The organism is Phenylobacterium sp. Root700 (assembly GCF_001429025.1).
Classification (GTDB): Bacteria; Pseudomonadota; Alphaproteobacteria; order Caulobacterales; family Caulobacteraceae; genus Phenylobacterium.
The window spans coordinates 1-17,415 of record NZ_LMHT01000014.1 but is presented as its reverse complement, the minus strand read 5'-3'; the positions used below and the strand labels follow the sequence as shown (position 1 = coordinate 17,415).

Sequence of the window (17,415 nt, the reverse complement as noted above, 5' to 3'; positions counted from 1 at the left end):
GGGATGAATCCTAGAGCACGCCCTTGGTCGACGGGGCGTGACCATGGGTCTTGGGGTCGATTTCGATCGCGTCGCGCAGGGCGCGGGCGAGCGCCTTGAAACCGCTTTCGGCGATGTGGTGGCTGTTGTCGCCGTAGAGGGTTTCCAGATGCATGCAGGCGCCAAGGCTCATGGCGAAGGCGTGGTGGAATTCCTTGAACAGCTCGGTGTCGAACTCGCCGATCTTCGGGGTCTTGAAGGCGACCTTCCAGACCAGATAGGGGCGATTGCAGAGGTCGAGGGCGCAGCGCGTCAGGGTCTCGTCCATCGGGATATAGGCGTGGCCGAAGCGGCGGACGCCCTTGAAGCCGTCCAGCGCCTTGTTGATCGCCTGACCGATGACGATGCCGGTGTCTTCCACGGTGTGGTGGAAGTCGATGTGCAGGTCGCCCTTGGTGCGGACGTTCAGGTCGATCCCGCTGTGGCGGGCGAAGGCGTCCAGCATGTGGTCGAAGAAGCCGATGCCGGTCTCGACATCGGACACGCCAGAGCCGTCCAGATCCACGCTGACCGTGATCTGGGTCTCTTTGGTGTTGCGGCTGACTTCCGCCGTTCGCGACATTTCCAAACGTCCTTTGGGCCCTAGAGTCCTTTGGTAGCCGCCAGGTCTTTCAGATTGACCAACGGGCGAGGACCATAATGCGAGATCACCTCGGAGGCCGCGAGGGAGCCGAGCTGGCCGCAGACATTGAGCGGCCGGCCGGTCGCGAGGCCGAACATGAACCCGGCTGCGTATTGGTCGCCTGCGCCGGTCGTGTCCACGACTTTCTCGACCGGATAGGCGGGAACGGCGAAGGTTTCACCGCCGGCGGCGATCACCGAGCCCTGCGCGCCCTTGGTGACGGCGGCGATCTTGACCTTGGAGCGCAGCGCCGCGACGGCGGCGTCGAAGTCGGTGGTCTGGAAGAGGGCGGTGACCTCAGTGTCGTTGGCGAACACCAGATCGACCTGGGTTTCCAGGAAGCCCAGCAGCGCCTCGCGGTGGCGATCGACCACGAAACCGTCGGAGAGGGTGATGGCGATCATCCGGCCGGACGCGCGGGCCAGGCCCGCGGCCTTGGCGAAGGCCTTGCGGGCCGCTTCGGCGTCGAACAAGTAGCCTTCGAGATAGACGATCTTGGCCGCTTCGATGACATTCGCGTCGATGTCGTCGGAGGTGAATTCGGTCGAGGCGCCCAGGAAGGTCGACATCGTCCGCTCGCCGTCGGGCGTGACATTGATCATCGAGACCGCCGTCGCCTTGCCGTTCAGCAGGGGCGAGGTGTCGAAGTGGGCGCCGATGGCGCGCATGTCGTGGGTGAAGACCTTGCCGAGCTGGTCATTGGCGACCTTGCCCAGGAATGCGGCCTTGCCGCCGAACGAGGCGACGCCGGCGATGGTGTTGCCGGCCGAGCCGCCCGAGGCTTCGACGCCCGGCGCCATCGCGGCGTAGAGCGCGGCGCTGCGGGCCTCGTCGACCAGCATCATGGAACCCTTGTCCATGGCTTGCTGGATGAGGAACTCGTCGGTGGCCGGGGCGATCACGTCGACGATGGCGTTGCCGATGGCGGCGACGTCGTAGAGCTCGGTCATGCGGGAGGGTCGGCTTTCGAGGAAATTGGCCTCGCCTCCTACAGGGAAAGACGTGGCGGGGCAACGCGTTGGCGCCGATCTGCAACCGCGCTTCGGCCCATGTGTTGATATTGCACAGTGCGGAGAAGCGACCATGAGTATTCTGAAGCGCGACAAGACAAAGCAGCCGGAGCGCTACATCATCGCCGGATCAGGCGGCGCGGCGGCGGACTCCGCCGTGGAGGGCCGCCCGCACGGCGACCACAGGAGCGACGCCCCGCACTCGCGGCCGATCGCGGCCCTGGGCGAGAACGAGAAGCCCGATCAGCTGGCCGAAAAGCAGCAATATTCCGAGGACCGGCAGGAGGCCCTGCTCGACGAGGGCCTGGAAGAGAGCTTCCCCAGCAGCGATCCGGTCAGCGTCAAGCGGATCACCTGACCTTGGTTCGTCATCCTCCGGTCGTCTGAAAGACGATCCGGGGGACTCAAACGGCGGTTCTAGGTTTGCAACTCGGCTTGGGTCTCCCGGATCTCGCCTCGCGAGCCCGGAGGATGACGAGTGGGGTTCAGTACGGAATTTCCGAGATGTTCGGTTCGTCGTCCTGGTAGCTGGCTTCCGAGAGTTCCGCGCCGGGCGGCAGCCAGATGCGGCCGTCGCGGCTCGCCATGGCGTTGCGGCGTACGGGGCCGAGATCTCCGTCGGCCGGCGGCGGGGCCGGCTCCTCGACATAGAGCGGCGGCGGCAGGGCCGGGAACCAGGCGAACTCGGTGTCGGGCAGGCCCTTGTGGGCGGCGGACATGAAGCCGCGCCAGATCTGGGCCGGGATCTGGCCGCCGGTGACCTTGGCCATCGGCCGCCCGTCGTCATTGCCGACCCACACCGCGCAGAGCCAGTCGGGGGTGAAGCCGACGAACCAGGCGTCGCGGTGGTTCTGGCTGGTGCCGGTCTTGCCGGCCGCCAGCCGCCCGAAGGCGGCCTCCTTGCCGGTGCCGGCCAGGATCACGCCGCGCATCATCTGCACCATCTGGGCGGCCTGGAAGGTGGGATAGACCGGAACGGCGGCGCTGGCGGGGTGGAAGTACAGCACCTGGCCCCGGGCGTCGGTGATCCTGGCGATCAGATAGGGCCGGGTCTGGCCGCCGCCCGACTGCAGCACCTGGTAGGCGGCGGCCAGCTCCAGCGGCGTCACCTCGTAGGCGCCCAGCGCCAGCGACCCGCCGGGATGGTCGGGGATCGAGGTCAGGCCAAAGCGGTGGGCGAGGTCGGCGACCTTGGTCAGGCCGGTCTCGCGGGCCAGCCGCACCGAGACCGTGTTGAGCGAGAGCTGCAGCGCGCGCTGGACCGAGACGGCCCCGGCATAGCCGCCGCCATAGTTGCGGGGGCTCCAGGTTCCGATGCGGATCGGCGCGTCGGATCGCCAGTCCATCGGCCGCACCCCATGCTCCAACGCCGCGGCCCAGACGATCGGCTTGAAGGCCGAGCCCGGTTGGCGACGGGCCTGGGTGACGCGGTTGAAGGGGCTGGCCTCGTGGTTCACCCCGCCGATCATGGCGCGGATCGCGCCGTCTGGGGCCAGGGCCACCAGGGCGGCCTGTCGGGCGCCGCGGGCGCGGCCCTGGCTGGCCATCGCACGGCGGACGACGCTGGCGGCCAGGGCCTGGGCGTTCGGATCGACGGTGATCTGGATCACCAGGTCGGGCGTGGCGTGGCCGACCAGCTCGCGGGCCTGGATCGCCGCGGCGTCATAGGCCCAGGCCATGTCGCCCTCGCCAGGGGCGCCTAAGCTGACGATGGCCGGCGCCGGGCCGTCGGCGGCGGCGCGGGTGATCTTGGGGTCGAGCCACTCCATTTCGCCGAGCCGGCGCAGGACGATCTTGGCCCGCGCCCAGGCCGCATCCGGCGCGTTGGTCGGCGACAGCCGGGTCGGCGCGCGGGGCAGGGCGGCCAGGACGGCGGCTTCCGACAGGGTCAGGTCGGCGGCGGACTTCCCGAAATAGGTCTCGGCGGCGGCCGACAGGCCATAGGCGCGGTCGCCGAAATAGATGCGGTTGAGATAGAGCTCGAGCAGCTCGTCCTTGGTCAGCATCCGTTCCAGCTGGACGGCCAGCAGGATCTCCTGGACCTTGCGGCGCAGGGTCTGGTCGGGCTCGAGGAACAGGTTGCGGGCCACCTGCTGGCTGATGGTCGAGCCGCCCTGCACCGTGCGGCCGGTCCGCAGGTTGACGACGCCGGCCCGCAGGACGCCGCGGAGGTCGACGGCGCCGTGTTCATAGAAGCGCCGATCCTCGATGGCGAGGAAGGCCAGCGGCACATGGGCCGGCAGCTGGGTCAGCCGCACGGGCGCGCCGTGGCGCGGGCCGCGCCGGGCGATCACCTGGCCGTCGGAGCCGACGAAGGTCAGGCCGGGCGGACGGCCCGCCGACCACAGGGCCTCAGGACCGGGAACTTTCGGCAGGTCGCGCAGGAAGGCGCGGTCGAAGGCGAACCAGCCGCCAAGCCCCAGATTGAACAGCAACAGCGCCGTGCAGGCGGCCAGCCGCCAGTCGACCGGAGCCCGGCGTCGGGGCTTCGGAGCGGGCGACACGGCATCGGGGGACGCGGGAAGCACGGATCAATTCCGGCGGGAGGCCGGCCAGGAGCGGGTTGACGAAGGATGGCGCCGTTCGACGGCCGGGTTCGTCCCGATCTTTGCAAGCCGCGCGCCAGCTGTCGCGTGCTCAGCGCGGCGTGAACCTGCGCCATTTCGGCGGCGGACACGTGCCGTCCGCCGCGAGATGTCTCGATTTGACGCGGCCTAGAGCGCGCCGAGGGCCAAGATGGCCAGCGGCGAGAAGATCACCGCCACGGCGATGGTCACCACGACGTCGCGAATGACGGCGTCGGCGGTGTGATGGGCCTTGAGCTCAATCGATTGAGGATAGGTGCAGGTCACGGGGAGGCTCCTACAGCGCGTGAACGCTTAGGATATGGGCCTTTCGGGCCTCTGGTGACAAACGAGCTTAGAGGGGGTCAGTTGATCTTTAGTCAACTGTACTGGTCAAGCCGTCAGTACGGGCCTGGTCCAGCAGCCAGGCGCGGAACCGGCGGATATTCGGCTGGTCGGCCTTCTCGGGCAGCGACAGGATCCGCTGGCTGAACGGGCTGGGCAGGCTGAGGTCGAAGGGTTGGACGAGCCGCCCGCTGGCCAGGTCGTCGATGACCATGGCATGGTGGGCGAGCGCCACGCCCCGGTCGGCCAGGGCCGCCTCGACCGCCAGATAGGTGTTGGAGAACCGAGGGCCGCGATGCGGATCGACCTTATCGGCGCCGGCGGCGGCCAGCCAATCCTTCCATTCCGGCTCATCGGACAACATCAGCACGTCATGCAGCAGGGTGACGCGGGCCAGGTCGTTGGGGTGTTCGAACGGCCCGAACTTCTCGACCAGGCCCGGGCTGCAGACCGGCGACATGATGGTGTCGAACAGGTGGGTGACGTGCAGGCCCGGATAGGGGCCACGGCCGAGCCGGATGGCGACGTCGACATTGTCGCGCGCCAGGTCCTTGGGCGTGTCGGAGGCCGAGACCAGGATCTGGACATCGGGATAGCGCCGCTGGAAATCGTGCAGGCGCGGCACCAGCCAGCGGGCGGCCAGCGAATGGATCACCGTCACCACCAGCGGCGCGTCGCGTCGCGAGCGGACGGCGTCGACTGCAGATTGCAGGGTCGAGAGGCCCTGATGGACGCCGGTGGCCAGTTGGGTTCCGGCCTGGGTCAACCGCACCGCGCGGTTGAAGCGGTCGAACAGCCGCACCTCCAGCTCGGCCTCCAGCCCCTTGATGTGGCGCGAGACGGCGCCGGGGGTGATGGCTAGCTCATCGGCGGCCTGCAGGAAGCTGCCGTGCCGGGCGCAGGCCTCGAACACCCGCAGGGCGTTGAGCGGCAGCCGTCCGTTCATGACGCCGCGAACAGCGACTTCGACGGGCAGAGATCGGAGATCTCGCATTCCTCACACTTAGGCCGCCGGGCGGTGCAGATGTAGCGGCCGTGCAGGATCAGCCAGTGATGGGCCCTGGTCAGATAGGGCTCGGGCACGATGGCCATCAGGTCGGCCTCGACCTGGTCGGGGGTCTTGGCCGACGACAGCTTCAGCCGGTGGGCGAGGCGGAAGACGTGGGTGTCGACGGCGATGGCCGGTTCGATCCGCAGTTCGTTCAGCACGACGCTGGCGGTCTTGCGGCCGACGCCGGGCAGCGCCATCAGCGCCTCGCGGTTCAGAGGCACCTCGCCGCCATGCTGCTCGACGATGATCTTGGCGGCGGCGATGACGTTCTTGGCCTTGGTCCGGAAGAGGCCGATCGAGGAGATGTAGGGGATCAGGCCCTCCTCGCCCAAGGCCAGCATCTCCTCGGGCGTGTCGGCGACCGCGAACAGCTTGGCCGTCGCCTTGTTGACGCCGACGTCGGTGGCCTGGGCCGAAAGCGCCACCGCGACGATCAGGGTGTAGGGGCTGTGATAGTTCAGCTCGGTGCGCGGGTCGTCGCTGAGCGACAGGAAGCGGCTGAACAGTTCCTCGACCCGGGCCTTTTCGGCGGGGCTGACGCGCTTCTTGGTAACGGGCTTGGCCATGTCGGGGCGACCATCGCCCGCGTCGCGCGGCTCGCCAAGAGCTTGAGGCTTTGCACGGCGGTTTTCCGGACTAAACTCGCCGGTACGATGGATGGCCTCGTCTACATGGACGCCGTGATCACCCCCAACCGCTCGCTGTCCCAGCGAGGGTTCGTGGTGCTGATCTGCGTGGTCACCTTCTTCAACTGCGCGGCCGCGGCGGTGTTCCTGGCGATGGGCGCGACCCTGGTGCCGCTCTTCCTGGGGCTGGACCTGGTGGCGGTGATCGCCGCCTTCCTGGTCAGCTACGCCCAGGCCAAGCGGGTCGAGCGCGTGCAGGTGACCTCCCGCGAGGTCCGCGTGGTCTATGAAACCCCGACCTCGAGCCAGGTGGTCTGGGAAAGCCCGACCGCCTTCACCCGGGTGGCGCGCGAGATCGACGAGGACGACGTGGTGGTCGGCGTGCGCCTGGCGCTGTCGGGCCGTCACGCCCATGTGGCCGCCGCGCTGAGCCCAGCCGAGCGCGCCGACTTCGCCCACGCGCTGGAACGGGCGATCTATGACGCGCGGCGAGGGTGGCGTTAGCCGCCGGCCTAGGTCTGGACTCAATACCGCTCATCCCAATTTGAGCCTGGACCCTAGGCCTCGCGCCCCAGCATCCATGCGCGGGCGGTATCTAGAGCTTCGCCCAGCACGTCAGCGTCCTTGCGGCCGGTCTTGGCCGGAACGTGGAAGGCGTGGTCGGCGGCGTCCAGCAGCTTCAGGGTCGTCAGGGCGCCAAGACCCCCCACCGTGGCCTCCAGCAGGTCGAGCCGGGCGAACTCGTCGCGCGAGCCTTGCAGGAAGAGCTGCGGGATCTTGATCGCCGCGAGGTGCTCGGCGCGCTCGACGCCGGGCTTGGCCGGCGGGTGCAGGGGGAAGGCGAAGAACACCAGGCCGCGCACGCCGGGCAGCGCCTGCGCCGCCTGGGCCTGCGAGGTCATGCGCCCGCCGAACGACCGGCCGCCGGCGAACAGGGGCAGGTTCGGGGCCAGGCGCGCGGCCTGGCCGACGGCGGCGCGGACGGCTTCGTGCGCCACGGCCGGCGTGTCGGGGCGTTTGGATCCCCGCTCCATATAGGGGAAGTTGTAGCGCAGGGTCGCGACGCCGCGCTCGGCCAGCCCTTCGGCGATGGCGGTCATCGACTTGTGGGTCATGGGGGCGCCGGCGCCGTGCGCGAGCACAAGGGCGGCGATCGCCGCGTCCGGCTGCATCCAGAGGCCGGAAACGGCGCGGTCCTCGCCGAGATCGATGACGACAGGTTCGGGCGTCATTTGCCGGCCTTCAGCTCCAGGCCCTTCACGATCATCAGCTTGGCGAGGTTGGCGCCGGGGATCACGAAGTTGAGGGTCTCGGCGCCGACGTCGAGCAGGAATTTCGGCTCCAGCGCCTTGCCCAGATATTGCTCGAAGGTGGCGCCGCCGACCTTGGTCTCGCCGGTGACGGCGTCGAACTCGACCACCGCCTCCTTGTCGCCCCGCCGATAACGGAAGGCGTGGACCGGCCGATAGTAGAGGTCGACGGCCTCGACCCGCACCAGTTCCTCGGTGACCCGGTCGGCGTCGATCTTGCCGATCGCCGAAGCGACGACGTCGCGCACCACCATCGAGGCCTTGGCCTCCGGCGGGACGATCACCATGCCCTCGGCCGTGGCGGCGGCCAGGGCGTCGGCGCTCGTCTCGATGGCGTCGTGCTGCAGATAGGCGGCGAGCGCCGGGGCGACCTGCTTGCTCAGGCCGTCGATCAGGGTCTCTCGGCGGGTCTCCTCGCGGCAGGACTCCAGTCCGACCACCTGGATCTGGCCGGTGCTGGCGGGCAGGACCGTTTCGCCGATGGTCACCTCGCGCACTTCCGGCGGCACCTTCACCAGGTAGGTGCGCGTGCGCTCATAGGCCGTGGCGGTGGAGACGGTGACCCGCCAGAACGGCTGCAGTCGGCGCTCGCGGTAGACGACGGCGAACTCCTCGTCCTTGGGCTGGGCGAACAGGCCGGTGACGCGGGCCAGCGCGCCGAACGCCTCGATCCGCTTGGACCAGGCGCGGCCCTCGGCGTGCTCCAGGCTGAAGCGGTCGGTCATCCGGAAGATGCGCTCTTCGGCGAGTTCGACCTGCATGCGGCGGTTCCCCTGCGATAGCCGGAGAATTCATCGACGTTTGCGAGGGTGAGGCAAGCGGTGATTGCGGCAGGGCGCGGAGCGGACCGCCAACCCAAGACTCGTCATCCTCCGGGCTCGCGAAGCGAGATCCGGGGGACCCATAGGGCTTGGCAGGTTCTGCAACTCAGCTTGGGTCCCCCGAATCGTCTTTCAGACGACCGGAGGATGACGAACGAGGGGAGGGCGCTCGACCTACAGAATGAACCGGCTGAGGTCGGTGTTCTGGGCCAGTTCGCCGATCCGCGATTGCACATAGGCGGCGTCGACGTTGAAGGTTTCGCCCGAGCGGTCGGAGGCGGTGTAGCTGACCTCCTCAAGCACCTTTTCCAGCACGGTCTGCAGGCGGCGCGCGCCGATGTTTTCGACCGCGTTGTTCACGGTGACGGCGGCGTCGGCGATGGCGTCGACGGCGTCCTCGGTGAAGGTCAGGATCACGCCTTCGGTCAGCAGCAGCGCCTGGTGCTGGCGGATCAGGTTGGCTTCCGGCTCGGTGAGGATGCGGCGGAAATCATCGCGGGTCAGGGCCTTCAGCTCGACGCGGATTGGCAGCCGGCCTTGCAGCTCCGGCAGCAGGTCCGACGGCTTGGCGACGTGGAAGGCGCCCGAGGCGATGAACAGGATGTGGTCGGTCTTCACCGGGCCGTACTTGGTGGAGACGGTGGTGCCCTCGATCAGCGGCAGCAGGTCGCGCTGCACGCCCTCGCGGGAGACGTCGGCGCCGCCCGAGCGTTCGCGGCTGGTCGCCACCTTGTCGATTTCGTCCAGGAAGACGATGCCCTGGTTCTCGGCCAGCTCCAGGGCTTCCTGGGTCAGGGCCTCCTGATCCAGCAGCTTGTCGCTTTCCTCGGCGATCAAGGGCGCCCAGGCGCCGGAGACGGTGGTCTTGTGGGTCTTGGTGCGGCCGCCGAAGGCCTTGCCCATCATCTCGCCGAGATTGAGCATGCCCATCTGCGAGCCTGGCTGGCCGGGGACGTCGAACATCGGCATGCCGCCGCCGCTCTCGGCCAGGGTCAGCTCGACCTCCTTGTCGTCCAGCTCTCCGGCCCGCAGCTTCTTGCGGAAGCTGTCGCGGGCGGCGGTGGAGCCGGGACCGGTCAGGGCGTCCAGCAGACGCTCCTCGGCGCCGGCCTCGGCCTTGGCGCGGACGGCGGCTCGGCGCTTGTCGCGGACCATGGCCATGGCGCTTTCCACCAGGTCGCGGACGATCTGGTCGACGTCGCGGCCGACATAGCCGACCTCGGTGAACTTGGTGGCCTCGACCTTCAGGAACGGGGCGTGGGCGAGCTTGGCCAGCCGCCGGGCGATCTCGGTCTTGCCGACGCCGGTCGGGCCGATCAGCAGGATGTTCTTCGGCGTCACCTCGTCGCGCAGGTCGGCGGGCACGCGCCGGCGGCGCCAGCGATTGCGCAGGGCGACGGCGACGGCCTTCTTGGCCTCGGGGTGACCGACGATGAAGCGGTCGAGTTCGGAGACGATTTCGCGGGGGGAGAATTCGGTCATGTCGGCCGCTAGATAATTACGACTTTGGTCCGGCGACAGGGAGAATCTCATCGAAGACCAATCGCCAGCCCTCCGATCGGCTCTGCCAGACGCGGACATAGTGGCCGCGGGCGGGCTTCGCGCCCTCGCTCCAGGCCGCGTCGCCATAGGTCCAGGCCAGGTCCCCGGCGGCTGAGGCGCCGCCGCCCAGGGCTGAAAATTTGATCATCGACGGCCGGGTGGCGAGCTCGGCGGCGACCGCCGCGGCGGTGGTGGCGGGGACGGCGTTCGATCCGGCGATCCGGGCGCCCGGCGCCAGGGCCGCCAGATAAGCGGTCTTAAGGTCGGCGGCGGCGCGCTTGGCCAGGGCCGCTTCGGCGGCGCGGACCTGCTTCATCGCCTTGGCGGGCGTGGCGCCTGGGCCGGTGGCGGCGGGCAGATAGGTGGGTCGGGAGCCTTGGGGCGGGGCGTCGCCGTGGGCGCTGGGCGCGCCGCCGTCGTAGAGCCACTTCCAGCCGCCGTCGGCTTGCCTGGCCCAGACGGTGAAGTACCAGCCGTTTTCCTGGCCGTCCAAGGTGCTGGGCCCGGTGGTGAAGCCAAGGTCGCCGGAGCGGGCGATCCCGGCCCACAACGGCCACCAGACCAGCGACGGGCCCTTGCGGTCGGGCCTGGCCTTGAGGAGGTCGTGGGCCTTGACCGGATCGGGCGCGAAGACGATCGCCTCGGGCGCCGAGTGTTTCAGGAACGAACCCTTGACCCCCAGGGCCAGGCCGTCGACGGCGAAGGCGCGTTCGGCGGCCACGACCGGGGCCGGATCACCCTGCGCGACCGCCGGGGTGGCGATCAGCAGCAGGGCGAGGCTGAGGCTAGAGGCTCTCAACCGTGAGTTCTCCGTTGGTGTAGACGCAGATCCTGGCGGCGATCGCCATGGACTTGCGGGCCACCTCCTCGGCCGACAGCCCGGAGTCGGCGAGGGCCAGGGCCGCGGCCAGGGCGTAGTTGCCGCCCGAACCGATGGCCGCGACGCCGGTTTCCGGCTCCAGCACGTCGCCGACCCCGGTGACGGTGAAGATGGACTCCTTGTCGGCGACCAGCAGCATGGCCTCCAGCTTGCGGAGGTAGCGGTCGGTGCGCCAGTCCTTGGCCAGGTCGACGCAGGCCCGCGCCAGCTGGTCGGGATACTGCTCGAGCTTGGCCTCGAGCCGTTCGATCAGGGTGAAGGCGTCGGCGGTGGCGCCGGCGAAGCCCGCCAGGACCTTGCCGCCGGCCAGGGTGCGGACCTTTCGGGCGTTGCCCTTGACCACGGTTTGGCCCATCGAGACCTGACCGTCGCCGGCGATCACGGTCTTACCGTCCTTGCGTACCGCCAGGATCGTGGTTCCGTGCCAATCTGGAAAGTTCGAGGCTGTCATCATGCTGCGGATGTGGCCAGCGGTCCCGGTGAGGTCAAGCGTGATGCACTTAAGTTAGGGCATGCAGGCGGCGATCAGGAACCGGCCTGCGCCGAGAATGGACAATGCGACGATGAGCTTCACCGACGACGAAGTCGAGCGCTATGCCCGCCAGCTGGTGCTGCGCGAGGTCGGCGGCCAGGGCCAGCAGCGGCTGAAGGCGGCCAGCGTGCTGATCGTGGGGGCCGGCGGCCTGGGCGCGCCGGCCGCGCTCTATCTGGCGGCGGCCGGGATCGGGCGGATCGTGCTGGTCGATCCCGACGTGGTCGACACCTCCAACCTGCAGCGACAGATCATTTTTCGTAACACGGACGTCGGCGCCCGGAAGGTCGAGGCGGCCGCCGCGCATCTGCGCGCGCTCAACCCGCATGTGCATGTCGACTGCACCCCGGTGCATCTGGAGAGCTGCAACGCCGGGCCGTTGGTGAAAGGCGTCGACCTGGTGCTGGACGGCACCGACGACTTCGCCACGCGCTTCGCGGTCAACGCCGCCTGCGTGGCTCACGAGCGGACCCTGGTGTCGGGGGCCATCGGCCGCTGGACCGGCCAGGTCGGGGTGTTTCGCGGCAAGCCCTGCTACCGCTGCCTGGTGCCGGAGATCCCGCCGGACGCCGAGACCTGCTCGACCGTCGGCGTGGTCGGCGCGATCGCCGGCGTGATCGGCTCGATGATGGCGCTGGAGGCGATCAAGCTGATCGCCGGGGCGGGCGAGCCGCTGGCCGGCCGGCTGCTGATCTACGACGCCCTGGCGGCCGAGACCCGGACGGTGCGGATCGGGGCCGATCCTGAGTGCGAGGTTTGCGGGCATGGGCGCGCCGGGGCCTAGAGGTCGCCGCAAACCCCAGTGTCATCCCGGTTTGCGAAGCAAGACCGGGACCCATACGCGCAAAATTGGTGGAATAAGGCGACGCCTGGCCGCGTCCTGACCCATCAGGTGTTCATGGGTCCCGGATAGCCGCTTCGCGACTTCCGGGATGACACCCTTGGCTACAGCATCGACATCAGGACCCGGTCCGGCGGCCGGTGGCCGTCCATCCAGGTCTTGAGGTTGATGATCACCTTTTCGCCCATGTCGATCCGTGCCTCGACCGTGGCCGAGCCCAGGTGGGGCAGCAGGACGGCGTTGGGCTGCTTGAGCAGCTTGGGATTGATCGCCGGTTCGAACTCGAAGACGTCGAGGCCCGCGCCGGCGATGCCGCCGGCCGCCAGCAGGTCGGCCAGCGAGCCCTCGTCGATGATCCCGCCGCGGGCGGTGTTGACGACGATGGCGTGCGGCTGAAGCAGCTTCAGCCGGCGCGCTGACAAAAGGTGATAGGTGGCCGGGGTGTGCGGGCAGTTGACCGAGATGATGTCCATCCGGGCCAGCATCTGGTCGAGGCTCTCCCAGTAGGTGGCCTCAAGCTCCTCGGCGATCACGTGGCTGACCGGCTTGCGGTTGTGATAATGGATCTGCATGCCGAAGGCCTTGGCGCGGCGCGCCACCGCCTGGCCGATCCGGCCCATGCCGATGATCCCCAGCCGCTTGCCGTTGACGCGGCGGCCGTTCATCCAGGTGGGAGTCCAGCCGGTGAAGTCGCCAGCCTGGACGACATTGGCCCCTTCCACGATCCGGCGCGAGACCGCCATGATCAGCGCCATGGTCAGGTCGGCGGTGTCCTCGGTCAGCACGCCAGGCGTGTTGGTCACCACGATGCCGCGTTCGGTGGCGGCGGCCACGTCGATGTGATCGACGCCCATTCCGAAGTTGGCGATCAGTTTCAGGCGCTCACCCGCCGCGGCGATCAGGTCGCCGTCGATCTGGTCGGTGATGGTCGGCACCAGGGCGTCGGCCCGCTGGACGGCGTCCAGCAAGGCCTCGCGGCTCATGGGCGCGTCATCGAGGTTCAGCTCGGTGTCGAACAGCTCACGCATCCGGGTCTCCACCTGATCGGGGAGTTTGCGTGTGACGATGATTTTCGGCTTGCGGGCGGCCATGGGCGTTTGAAAGGAATCTTTAACTGCGCGCGGCGCGCTTTGCGTTGTGACCAGGAACCTCTAGCAAAGCGGCCATGGACGGCCAAGGCGAGCCTAAACTGAACTATCGAATGAAATTCCCGACGCTTATTTTTTTGACGGCGCTGCTGGTCGGCGCGGCGTGCGCGCCCGCGGCCCGCGCTGAACCGCGCCAGACCCCCTCCGGCCAGCCGGTTCCGCGTTATATTTCCCTGAAATTCGACAAGGTCTACGCCCGGGCCGGACCCAGCGAAGACCACCGGCTGCTCTGGGTCTACCAGGTGAAGGGCCTGCCGGTGCAGGTGATCGCCGAAAACAGCGAGTGGCGGCGGATCTGCGACCCGGACGGGGGCATGGCCTGGGTGCACAAACGCCTGACCAGCGGCGAGAGCACGGTGTTGCGCAACAAGCCCACACCCTTGGCCCTGCACCGGAAACCTAAGGCCGAGGCGGCGATCGAGGCCTATCTGAACCCAAGGGCCCTGGCGACGTTGATCCGCTGTGAGGACGGCTGGTGCAAGGTGCGCGCCGATCGGGTCACGGGCTGGGCTCCGGCCAATGAATTCTGGGGAACTTCGGACGCCATCCAGTGCAAAGTGGCCCAGCGGACCTCCGCTCGGCGCCGTTGAGCCGAACGGCCTGCTCTGCTAGGGCCTGAATTCAATGATTCCAATGACTCCGCTTTTTCCGGGGTCTCCGACAAGAAAGCCGAGCATGAGCCAGGGCGTGAAGGCCAAGGACCACTACAATCTCGAAGAGCTGCTGGCCTGCGGCAGAGGCGAGATGTTCGGCCCGGGCAACGCACAGCTGCCCTCACCGCCGATGCTGCTGTTTGATCGCATCATCACGATCAACGAGGACGGCGGCGCGCACGGCAAGGGCTATATCGAGGCCGAGTTCGACATCAATCCCGACCTCTGGTTCTTCAACTGCCACTTCATCGGCGACCCCGTGATGCCGGGCAGCCTGGGGCTCGACGCCCTGTGGCAGCTTGTGGGCTTCTATCTGGGCTGGATCGGCGGCAAGGGCCGCGGTCGCGCGCTCGGCTGCGGTGAAGTGAAGTTCGCCGGCGAAGTGACGCCCGACATCAAGAAGGTCACCTACAAGGTCGACATGAAGCGGGTCATCAACCGCCGCCTCGTCATGGGTATTGGCGACGGCGTGCTGGAAGCTGACGGCAACCCGATCTATCACACCCAAGACCTTCGGGTCGGTCTTTACCAGCGCTAAGCCGCCGCCAAGTCGAGGAGACAGCATGCGCCGCGTCGTCGTCACCGGAATCGGTATCGTCTCGTCCATCGGCAACAACGCTGACGAGGTGCTCGCCTCGTTGCGTGAGGCCAAGTCCGGCGTCACCTTCGCGCCGGAATACGCCGAGCTTGGCTTCCGCTCGCAGGTCCATGCGGCTCCGACGCTTGAGTGGGAGACGATGGTCGACCGCCGCGCCGCGCGCTTCCTGGCCCAGGGCACGGCCTTCGGCCACATCGCCATGGAACAGGCGATCGCCGATTCCGGTCTGGAGGAGTCGCAAGTCTCCAACGAGCGCACCGGCCTGATCGTCGGCTCCGGCGGCCCGTCCACCAAGTCGATCATCGAGTCGGCCAACACCGCCAAGGAGCGCGGCCCCAAGCGGGTTGGTCCGTTCGCGGTGCCCAAGGCGATGAGCTCAGGCGCCTCGGCGACCCTGGCCACCTGGTTCAAGATCAAGGGCCTGAATTTCTCGATCTCCTCGGCCTGCGCCACCTCCACCCACTGCATCGGCTCGGGCTACGAGCAGATCGCCATGGGCAAGCAGGACGTGGTGTTCGCCGGCGGCACCGAGGAGCTGGACTGGACGCTGAGCGTGCTGTTCGACGCCATGGGCGCGATGAGCTCCAACTTCAACGACAAGCCCTCGACCGCCAGCCGCGCCTATGACGCGGCCCGCGACGGCTTCGTGATCGCCGGCGGCGCCGGCATCCTGGTGCTGGAAGAGTACGAGCACGCCAAGGCCCGTGGGGCCAAGATCTATGGCGAGGTCGTCGGCTACGCCGCCAATTCCGACGGCTTCGACATGGTCGCTCCGTCAGGCGAGGGCGCGGTGCGCTGCATGCGGATGGCCATGGCTGATCTCGGCGGTCGCAAGATCGACTATCTGAACCCGCACGGCACCTCGACGCCGGTCGGCGACAGCAAGGAAATGGGCGCGGTGCGCGAGGTGTTCGGCGCCAACGTGCCGCTGATCTCGTCGACCAAGTCGCTGACCGGCCACAGCCTTGGCGCGGCCGGGGCGCAGGAGGCGATCTACAGCCTGCTGATGCTGAACAACGGCTTCGCCGCGCAGAGCGCGCACATCGAGAATCTCGATCCCGAGTTCGCCGACCTGCCGATCCTGCTGGCCCGCAAGGACGTCCAGCTGGAGACGGTGATGTCGAACTCGTTCGGGTTCGGCGGCACCAACGGCTGCCTGGTGATGGCGAAGGTTTAGGGCCTTCTAACTTCGAAGAACTGGCTGGCCTCTTGGCGGTCTCGCGCCGAGGAATAGACCAGCCGTTCGCCGACCGGGGTCATGCCCATCGCTTTCATGACCCCGAACGAGGCCGCGTTGGCGATCTGCGCCCCGGCCTCCATGACCTGCACAGGGATCAGGCTCCACAGCACCGGCAGGGCGGCCCTGGCGGCTTCGCCCATATAGCCCGACCCCTGGCAGTCCTCGGCCAGGTGATAGGCCAGCTCCATCCTTTGACGATCGGCGGCGGTGATCCCGCCGCTCAGTCCGCCGATCACGCGGCGGTCGGACCGACGCTCCAGCACGTAGAAGACATGGCCGCCACGGCGCATCGCCGCCTGTGAGCGGGCGATCCTGGCCAGGGCGATCTCCGGCGTCATCGGGTCGGGCCAGGAGGCCAGCCACCTGGTGACCGCCGGGGTCAGGTTGGCGGCCAGGGCCGCGGCGTCACCAGGCTCGATGGCGCGAAGGATCAGGCGCTGCGTCTCAATCACCGGTAGCAGTCCGCTCATTCGATCACTCTTCCGACGCTCGCGTGCAGCGCCGCAACCTACAGCGGCGGAGCCTGTCGACAAGGCTTGCGCCGGTAGGCCGGCCCGTTCACAAACCCGCGCATATTCAACGCCAGGAGACGCGCATGGCCAAGGACGGCTGGGATCTGCCCACGGGCGATCTGATGAAGGGCAAGAAGGGCGTGGTCATCGGCGTCGCCAACCACGACTCGATCGCCTGGGGCATCGCCTCGCAACTCGCCGCCCAGGGCGCGCAGATGGCCTTCTTCCACCTGCCCGGCATGGAGCGCCGCGTGCAGCCGCTGGCCGAGAGCATCGGTGTCACGACGGTGGTTCCGGTCGACGTCACGCAGGACGAGCAGATGGACGCCGCCTTCGAGGCGGTGAAGCAGGCCTTCGGGACCATCGACTTTTTCGTCCACGCCATCGCCTATGCGCCGCGCGACCAGATCAAGGGCTCGTTCGTCGACAACGCCACGCGTCAGGGCTTCCTCCAGGCGATGGACATCTCGGCCTACAGCTTCGTCGACTGCGCCCGCCGCGCCGAGAAGTTGATGCCGAACGGCGGTTCGATCATCTGCCTGACCTATATGGGCTCCGAGCGCGCCATTCCGAATTACAACACCATGGGCGTGGCCAAGGCCGCGCTGGAGGCCGCGACCCGCTATGTGGCCCGTGACCTGGGTCCCAAGGGCATCCGGGTGAACGCGCTGTCGCCGGGGGCCATGCGCACCCTGTCGCTGGCCGGGATCTCCGGCGGCAAGGGTATGCTGGCCAAGGGCCGCGACCTGTCGGCGATGAAGGAAGACACCTCGATGGAAGGCGTCGCCGGGGCCGCCCTGTGGCTGCTGTCGGACCTTGGCCGCTCGACCACCGGCGAGCTGATCCATGTCGACGCCGGTTTCCACATGATGGGCTTCACGGAAGACGAAGAGGGCTAGAGGCCATTCAGATCCTCCCCCGCTGGGGGAGGTGGCTCGCTGAAAGCGAGACGGAGGGGGCTTCGGCTCCAGTAGAGTCAAAGTCCCCCTCAGTCGGCTTCGCCGACAGCTCCCCCAGAGGGCCTGTTGCGTTACGGCTGGCGCTGACGAGTTGGAGCCAAGCTATCCGTTAGGAGCCGCTT

At 68.2% G+C, this 17,415-nt stretch carries 20 protein-coding genes; 7 read left to right on the top strand and 13 right to left on the bottom strand.

Annotated elements, in window-relative coordinates:
* Positions 1-10: 10 nt before the first annotated feature.
* Together hisB and ASE02_RS08885 are read right to left on the bottom strand one after the other, a co-directional pair.
* The gene (gene hisB, locus ASE02_RS08890) at positions 11-601 is read right to left on the bottom strand and encodes an imidazoleglycerol-phosphate dehydratase HisB (RefSeq protein WP_056733528.1); all 591 of its coding nucleotides are present in this window, start codon (positions 599-601) and stop codon (positions 11-13) included.
* Positions 602-621: 20 nt separating this feature from the next.
* Entirely contained in the window at positions 622-1,611 is a 990-nt protein-coding gene (locus tag ASE02_RS08885; RefSeq protein ID WP_056733289.1) for an adenosine kinase, read from the bottom strand.
* A 133-nt stretch (positions 1,612-1,744) separates the two neighbouring features.
* Here ASE02_RS08885 and ASE02_RS08880 point away from each other — a divergent pair, with 133 nt between their 5' ends.
* Complete coding sequence (locus ASE02_RS08880; RefSeq protein ID WP_235536653.1) at positions 1,745-2,029, top strand: hypothetical protein; 285 nt, start codon at positions 1,745-1,747, stop codon at positions 2,027-2,029.
* Between the two features lie 127 nt (positions 2,030-2,156).
* On the opposite strand, the gene ASE02_RS08875 is transcribed toward ASE02_RS08880, so the two are convergent.
* The 4 genes from ASE02_RS08875 to nth form a co-directional block, all read right to left on the bottom strand.
* Positions 2,157-4,175: a transglycosylase domain-containing protein gene (locus ASE02_RS08875; RefSeq protein ID WP_162257159.1), complete on the bottom strand. Its 2,019-nt coding sequence runs from the start codon at positions 4,173-4,175 to the stop codon at positions 2,157-2,159.
* Positions 4,176-4,385: 210 nt separating this feature from the next.
* Positions 4,386-4,523, bottom strand: a complete 138-nt coding sequence (locus tag ASE02_RS22295) for a hypothetical protein (RefSeq protein ID WP_156405984.1) — start codon at positions 4,521-4,523, stop codon at positions 4,386-4,388.
* 88 nt (positions 4,524-4,611) lie between these two features.
* The gene (gcvA, locus tag ASE02_RS08870; protein ID WP_056733285.1) at positions 4,612-5,526 is read right to left on the bottom strand and encodes a transcriptional regulator GcvA; all 915 of its coding nucleotides are present in this window, start codon (positions 5,524-5,526) and stop codon (positions 4,612-4,614) included.
* The gene (nth, locus tag ASE02_RS08865; RefSeq protein WP_056733284.1) at positions 5,523-6,197 is read right to left on the bottom strand and encodes an endonuclease III; all 675 of its coding nucleotides are present in this window, start codon (positions 6,195-6,197) and stop codon (positions 5,523-5,525) included. The genes gcvA and nth overlap by 4 nt, the downstream gene beginning before the upstream one ends.
* 87 nt (positions 6,198-6,284) lie before the next feature.
* Between nth and ASE02_RS08860 the strand changes: the two genes are divergently transcribed.
* Complete coding sequence (locus ASE02_RS08860) at positions 6,285-6,761, top strand: DUF2244 domain-containing protein (RefSeq protein ID WP_056733282.1); 477 nt, start codon at positions 6,285-6,287, stop codon at positions 6,759-6,761.
* Positions 6,762-6,814: 53 nt separating this feature from the next.
* Here ASE02_RS08860 and ASE02_RS08855 read toward each other — a convergent pair whose 3' ends face one another.
* The 5 genes from ASE02_RS08855 to hslV form a co-directional block, all read right to left on the bottom strand.
* Positions 6,815-7,489, bottom strand: a complete 675-nt coding sequence (locus tag ASE02_RS08855; protein ID WP_056733280.1) for an alpha/beta family hydrolase — start codon at positions 7,487-7,489, stop codon at positions 6,815-6,817.
* Complete coding sequence (locus ASE02_RS08850) at positions 7,486-8,328, bottom strand: hypothetical protein (RefSeq protein WP_056733278.1); 843 nt, start codon at positions 8,326-8,328, stop codon at positions 7,486-7,488. Before ASE02_RS08850 ends, ASE02_RS08855 begins: the two co-directional genes overlap by 4 nt.
* 234 nt (positions 8,329-8,562) lie before the next feature.
* The gene (gene hslU, locus ASE02_RS08845; protein ID WP_056733276.1) at positions 8,563-9,870 is read right to left on the bottom strand and encodes an ATP-dependent protease ATPase subunit HslU; all 1,308 of its coding nucleotides are present in this window, start codon (positions 9,868-9,870) and stop codon (positions 8,563-8,565) included.
* 16 nt (positions 9,871-9,886) lie between these two features.
* On the bottom strand, positions 9,887-10,729 hold the full coding sequence (locus tag ASE02_RS08840; protein WP_056733274.1) for a hypothetical protein: 843 nt from the start codon (positions 10,727-10,729) through the stop codon (positions 9,887-9,889).
* On the bottom strand, positions 10,716-11,264 hold the full coding sequence (hslV, locus tag ASE02_RS08835) for an ATP-dependent protease subunit HslV (protein ID WP_056733271.1): 549 nt from the start codon (positions 11,262-11,264) through the stop codon (positions 10,716-10,718). Before hslV ends, ASE02_RS08840 begins: the two co-directional genes overlap by 14 nt.
* Before the next feature lie 109 nt (positions 11,265-11,373).
* Here hslV and ASE02_RS08830 point away from each other — a divergent pair, with 109 nt between their 5' ends.
* Positions 11,374-12,126 (top strand): HesA/MoeB/ThiF family protein, encoded by a 753-nt coding sequence (locus tag ASE02_RS08830; protein WP_056733524.1) that lies wholly within the window; start codon positions 11,374-11,376, stop codon positions 12,124-12,126.
* A gap of 161 nt (positions 12,127-12,287) precedes the next feature.
* Here ASE02_RS08830 and ASE02_RS08825 read toward each other — a convergent pair whose 3' ends face one another.
* Positions 12,288-13,274: a D-glycerate dehydrogenase gene (locus tag ASE02_RS08825; protein WP_056733269.1), complete on the bottom strand. Its 987-nt coding sequence runs from the start codon at positions 13,272-13,274 to the stop codon at positions 12,288-12,290.
* A gap of 110 nt (positions 13,275-13,384) precedes the next feature.
* On the opposite strand from ASE02_RS08825, the gene ASE02_RS08820 reads away from it, so the two are divergent.
* The 3 genes from ASE02_RS08820 to fabB all read left to right on the top strand — a co-directional run bounded on the left by ASE02_RS08820 (position 13,385) and on the right by fabB (position 15,759).
* Entirely contained in the window at positions 13,385-13,921 is a 537-nt protein-coding gene (locus tag ASE02_RS08820) for an SH3 domain-containing protein (RefSeq protein ID WP_235536652.1), read from the top strand.
* Between the two features lie 85 nt (positions 13,922-14,006).
* A complete protein-coding gene (fabA, locus tag ASE02_RS08815; protein ID WP_056733264.1) occupies positions 14,007-14,522 on the top strand; it encodes a 3-hydroxyacyl-[acyl-carrier-protein] dehydratase FabA in 516 nt (171 codons plus the stop codon).
* A gap of 25 nt (positions 14,523-14,547) precedes the next feature.
* Complete coding sequence (gene fabB, locus ASE02_RS08810; RefSeq protein ID WP_056733262.1) at positions 14,548-15,759, top strand: beta-ketoacyl-ACP synthase I; 1,212 nt, start codon at positions 14,548-14,550, stop codon at positions 15,757-15,759.
* Here fabB and ASE02_RS08805 read toward each other — a convergent pair.
* The gene (locus ASE02_RS08805) at positions 15,756-16,292 is read right to left on the bottom strand and encodes a GNAT family N-acetyltransferase (protein WP_056733259.1); all 537 of its coding nucleotides are present in this window, start codon (positions 16,290-16,292) and stop codon (positions 15,756-15,758) included. The genes fabB and ASE02_RS08805 overlap by 4 nt on opposite strands.
* A gap of 125 nt (positions 16,293-16,417) precedes the next feature.
* Between ASE02_RS08805 and ASE02_RS08800 the strand changes: the two genes are divergently transcribed.
* A complete protein-coding gene (locus tag ASE02_RS08800; protein ID WP_156405983.1) occupies positions 16,418-17,233 on the top strand; it encodes an enoyl-ACP reductase in 816 nt (271 codons plus the stop codon).
* The last annotated feature ends 182 nt before the right edge of the window (positions 17,234-17,415 follow it).

Excerpts from the sequence above, each read along its gene's own strand:
- hisB (WP_056733528.1), bottom strand. The coding sequence starts at position 601 with ATGTCGCGAACGGCGGAAGTCAGCCGCAACACCAAAGAGACCCAGATC.
- ASE02_RS08885 (WP_056733289.1), bottom strand. The coding sequence starts at position 1,611 with ATGACCGAGCTCTACGACGTCGCCGCCATCGGCAACGCCATCGTCGAC.
- ASE02_RS08880 (WP_235536653.1), top strand. The coding sequence starts at position 1,745 with ATGAGTATTCTGAAGCGCGACAAGACAAAGCAGCCGGAGCGCTACATC.
- gcvA (WP_056733285.1), bottom strand. The coding sequence starts at position 5,526 with ATGAACGGACGGCTGCCGCTCAACGCCCTGCGGGTGTTCGAGGCCTGC.
- nth (WP_056733284.1), bottom strand. The coding sequence starts at position 6,197 with ATGGCCAAGCCCGTTACCAAGAAGCGCGTCAGCCCCGCCGAAAAGGCC.
- ASE02_RS08860 (WP_056733282.1), top strand. The coding sequence starts at position 6,285 with ATGGATGGCCTCGTCTACATGGACGCCGTGATCACCCCCAACCGCTCG.
- ASE02_RS08855 (WP_056733280.1), bottom strand. The coding sequence starts at position 7,489 with ATGACGCCCGAACCTGTCGTCATCGATCTCGGCGAGGACCGCGCCGTT.
- ASE02_RS08850 (WP_056733278.1), bottom strand. The coding sequence starts at position 8,328 with ATGCAGGTCGAACTCGCCGAAGAGCGCATCTTCCGGATGACCGACCGC.
- hslU (WP_056733276.1), bottom strand. The coding sequence starts at position 9,870 with ATGACCGAATTCTCCCCCCGCGAAATCGTCTCCGAACTCGACCGCTTC.
- hslV (WP_056733271.1), bottom strand. The coding sequence starts at position 11,264 with ATGATGACAGCCTCGAACTTTCCAGATTGGCACGGAACCACGATCCTG.
- ASE02_RS08830 (WP_056733524.1), top strand. The coding sequence starts at position 11,374 with ATGAGCTTCACCGACGACGAAGTCGAGCGCTATGCCCGCCAGCTGGTG.
- ASE02_RS08825 (WP_056733269.1), bottom strand. The coding sequence starts at position 13,274 with ATGGCCGCCCGCAAGCCGAAAATCATCGTCACACGCAAACTCCCCGAT.
- ASE02_RS08820 (WP_235536652.1), top strand. The coding sequence starts at position 13,385 with ATGAAATTCCCGACGCTTATTTTTTTGACGGCGCTGCTGGTCGGCGCG.
- fabA (WP_056733264.1), top strand. The coding sequence starts at position 14,007 with ATGAGCCAGGGCGTGAAGGCCAAGGACCACTACAATCTCGAAGAGCTG.
- fabB (WP_056733262.1), top strand. The coding sequence starts at position 14,548 with ATGCGCCGCGTCGTCGTCACCGGAATCGGTATCGTCTCGTCCATCGGC.
- ASE02_RS08805 (WP_056733259.1), bottom strand. The coding sequence starts at position 16,292 with ATGAGCGGACTGCTACCGGTGATTGAGACGCAGCGCCTGATCCTTCGC.
- ASE02_RS08800 (WP_156405983.1), top strand. The coding sequence starts at position 16,418 with ATGGCCAAGGACGGCTGGGATCTGCCCACGGGCGATCTGATGAAGGGC.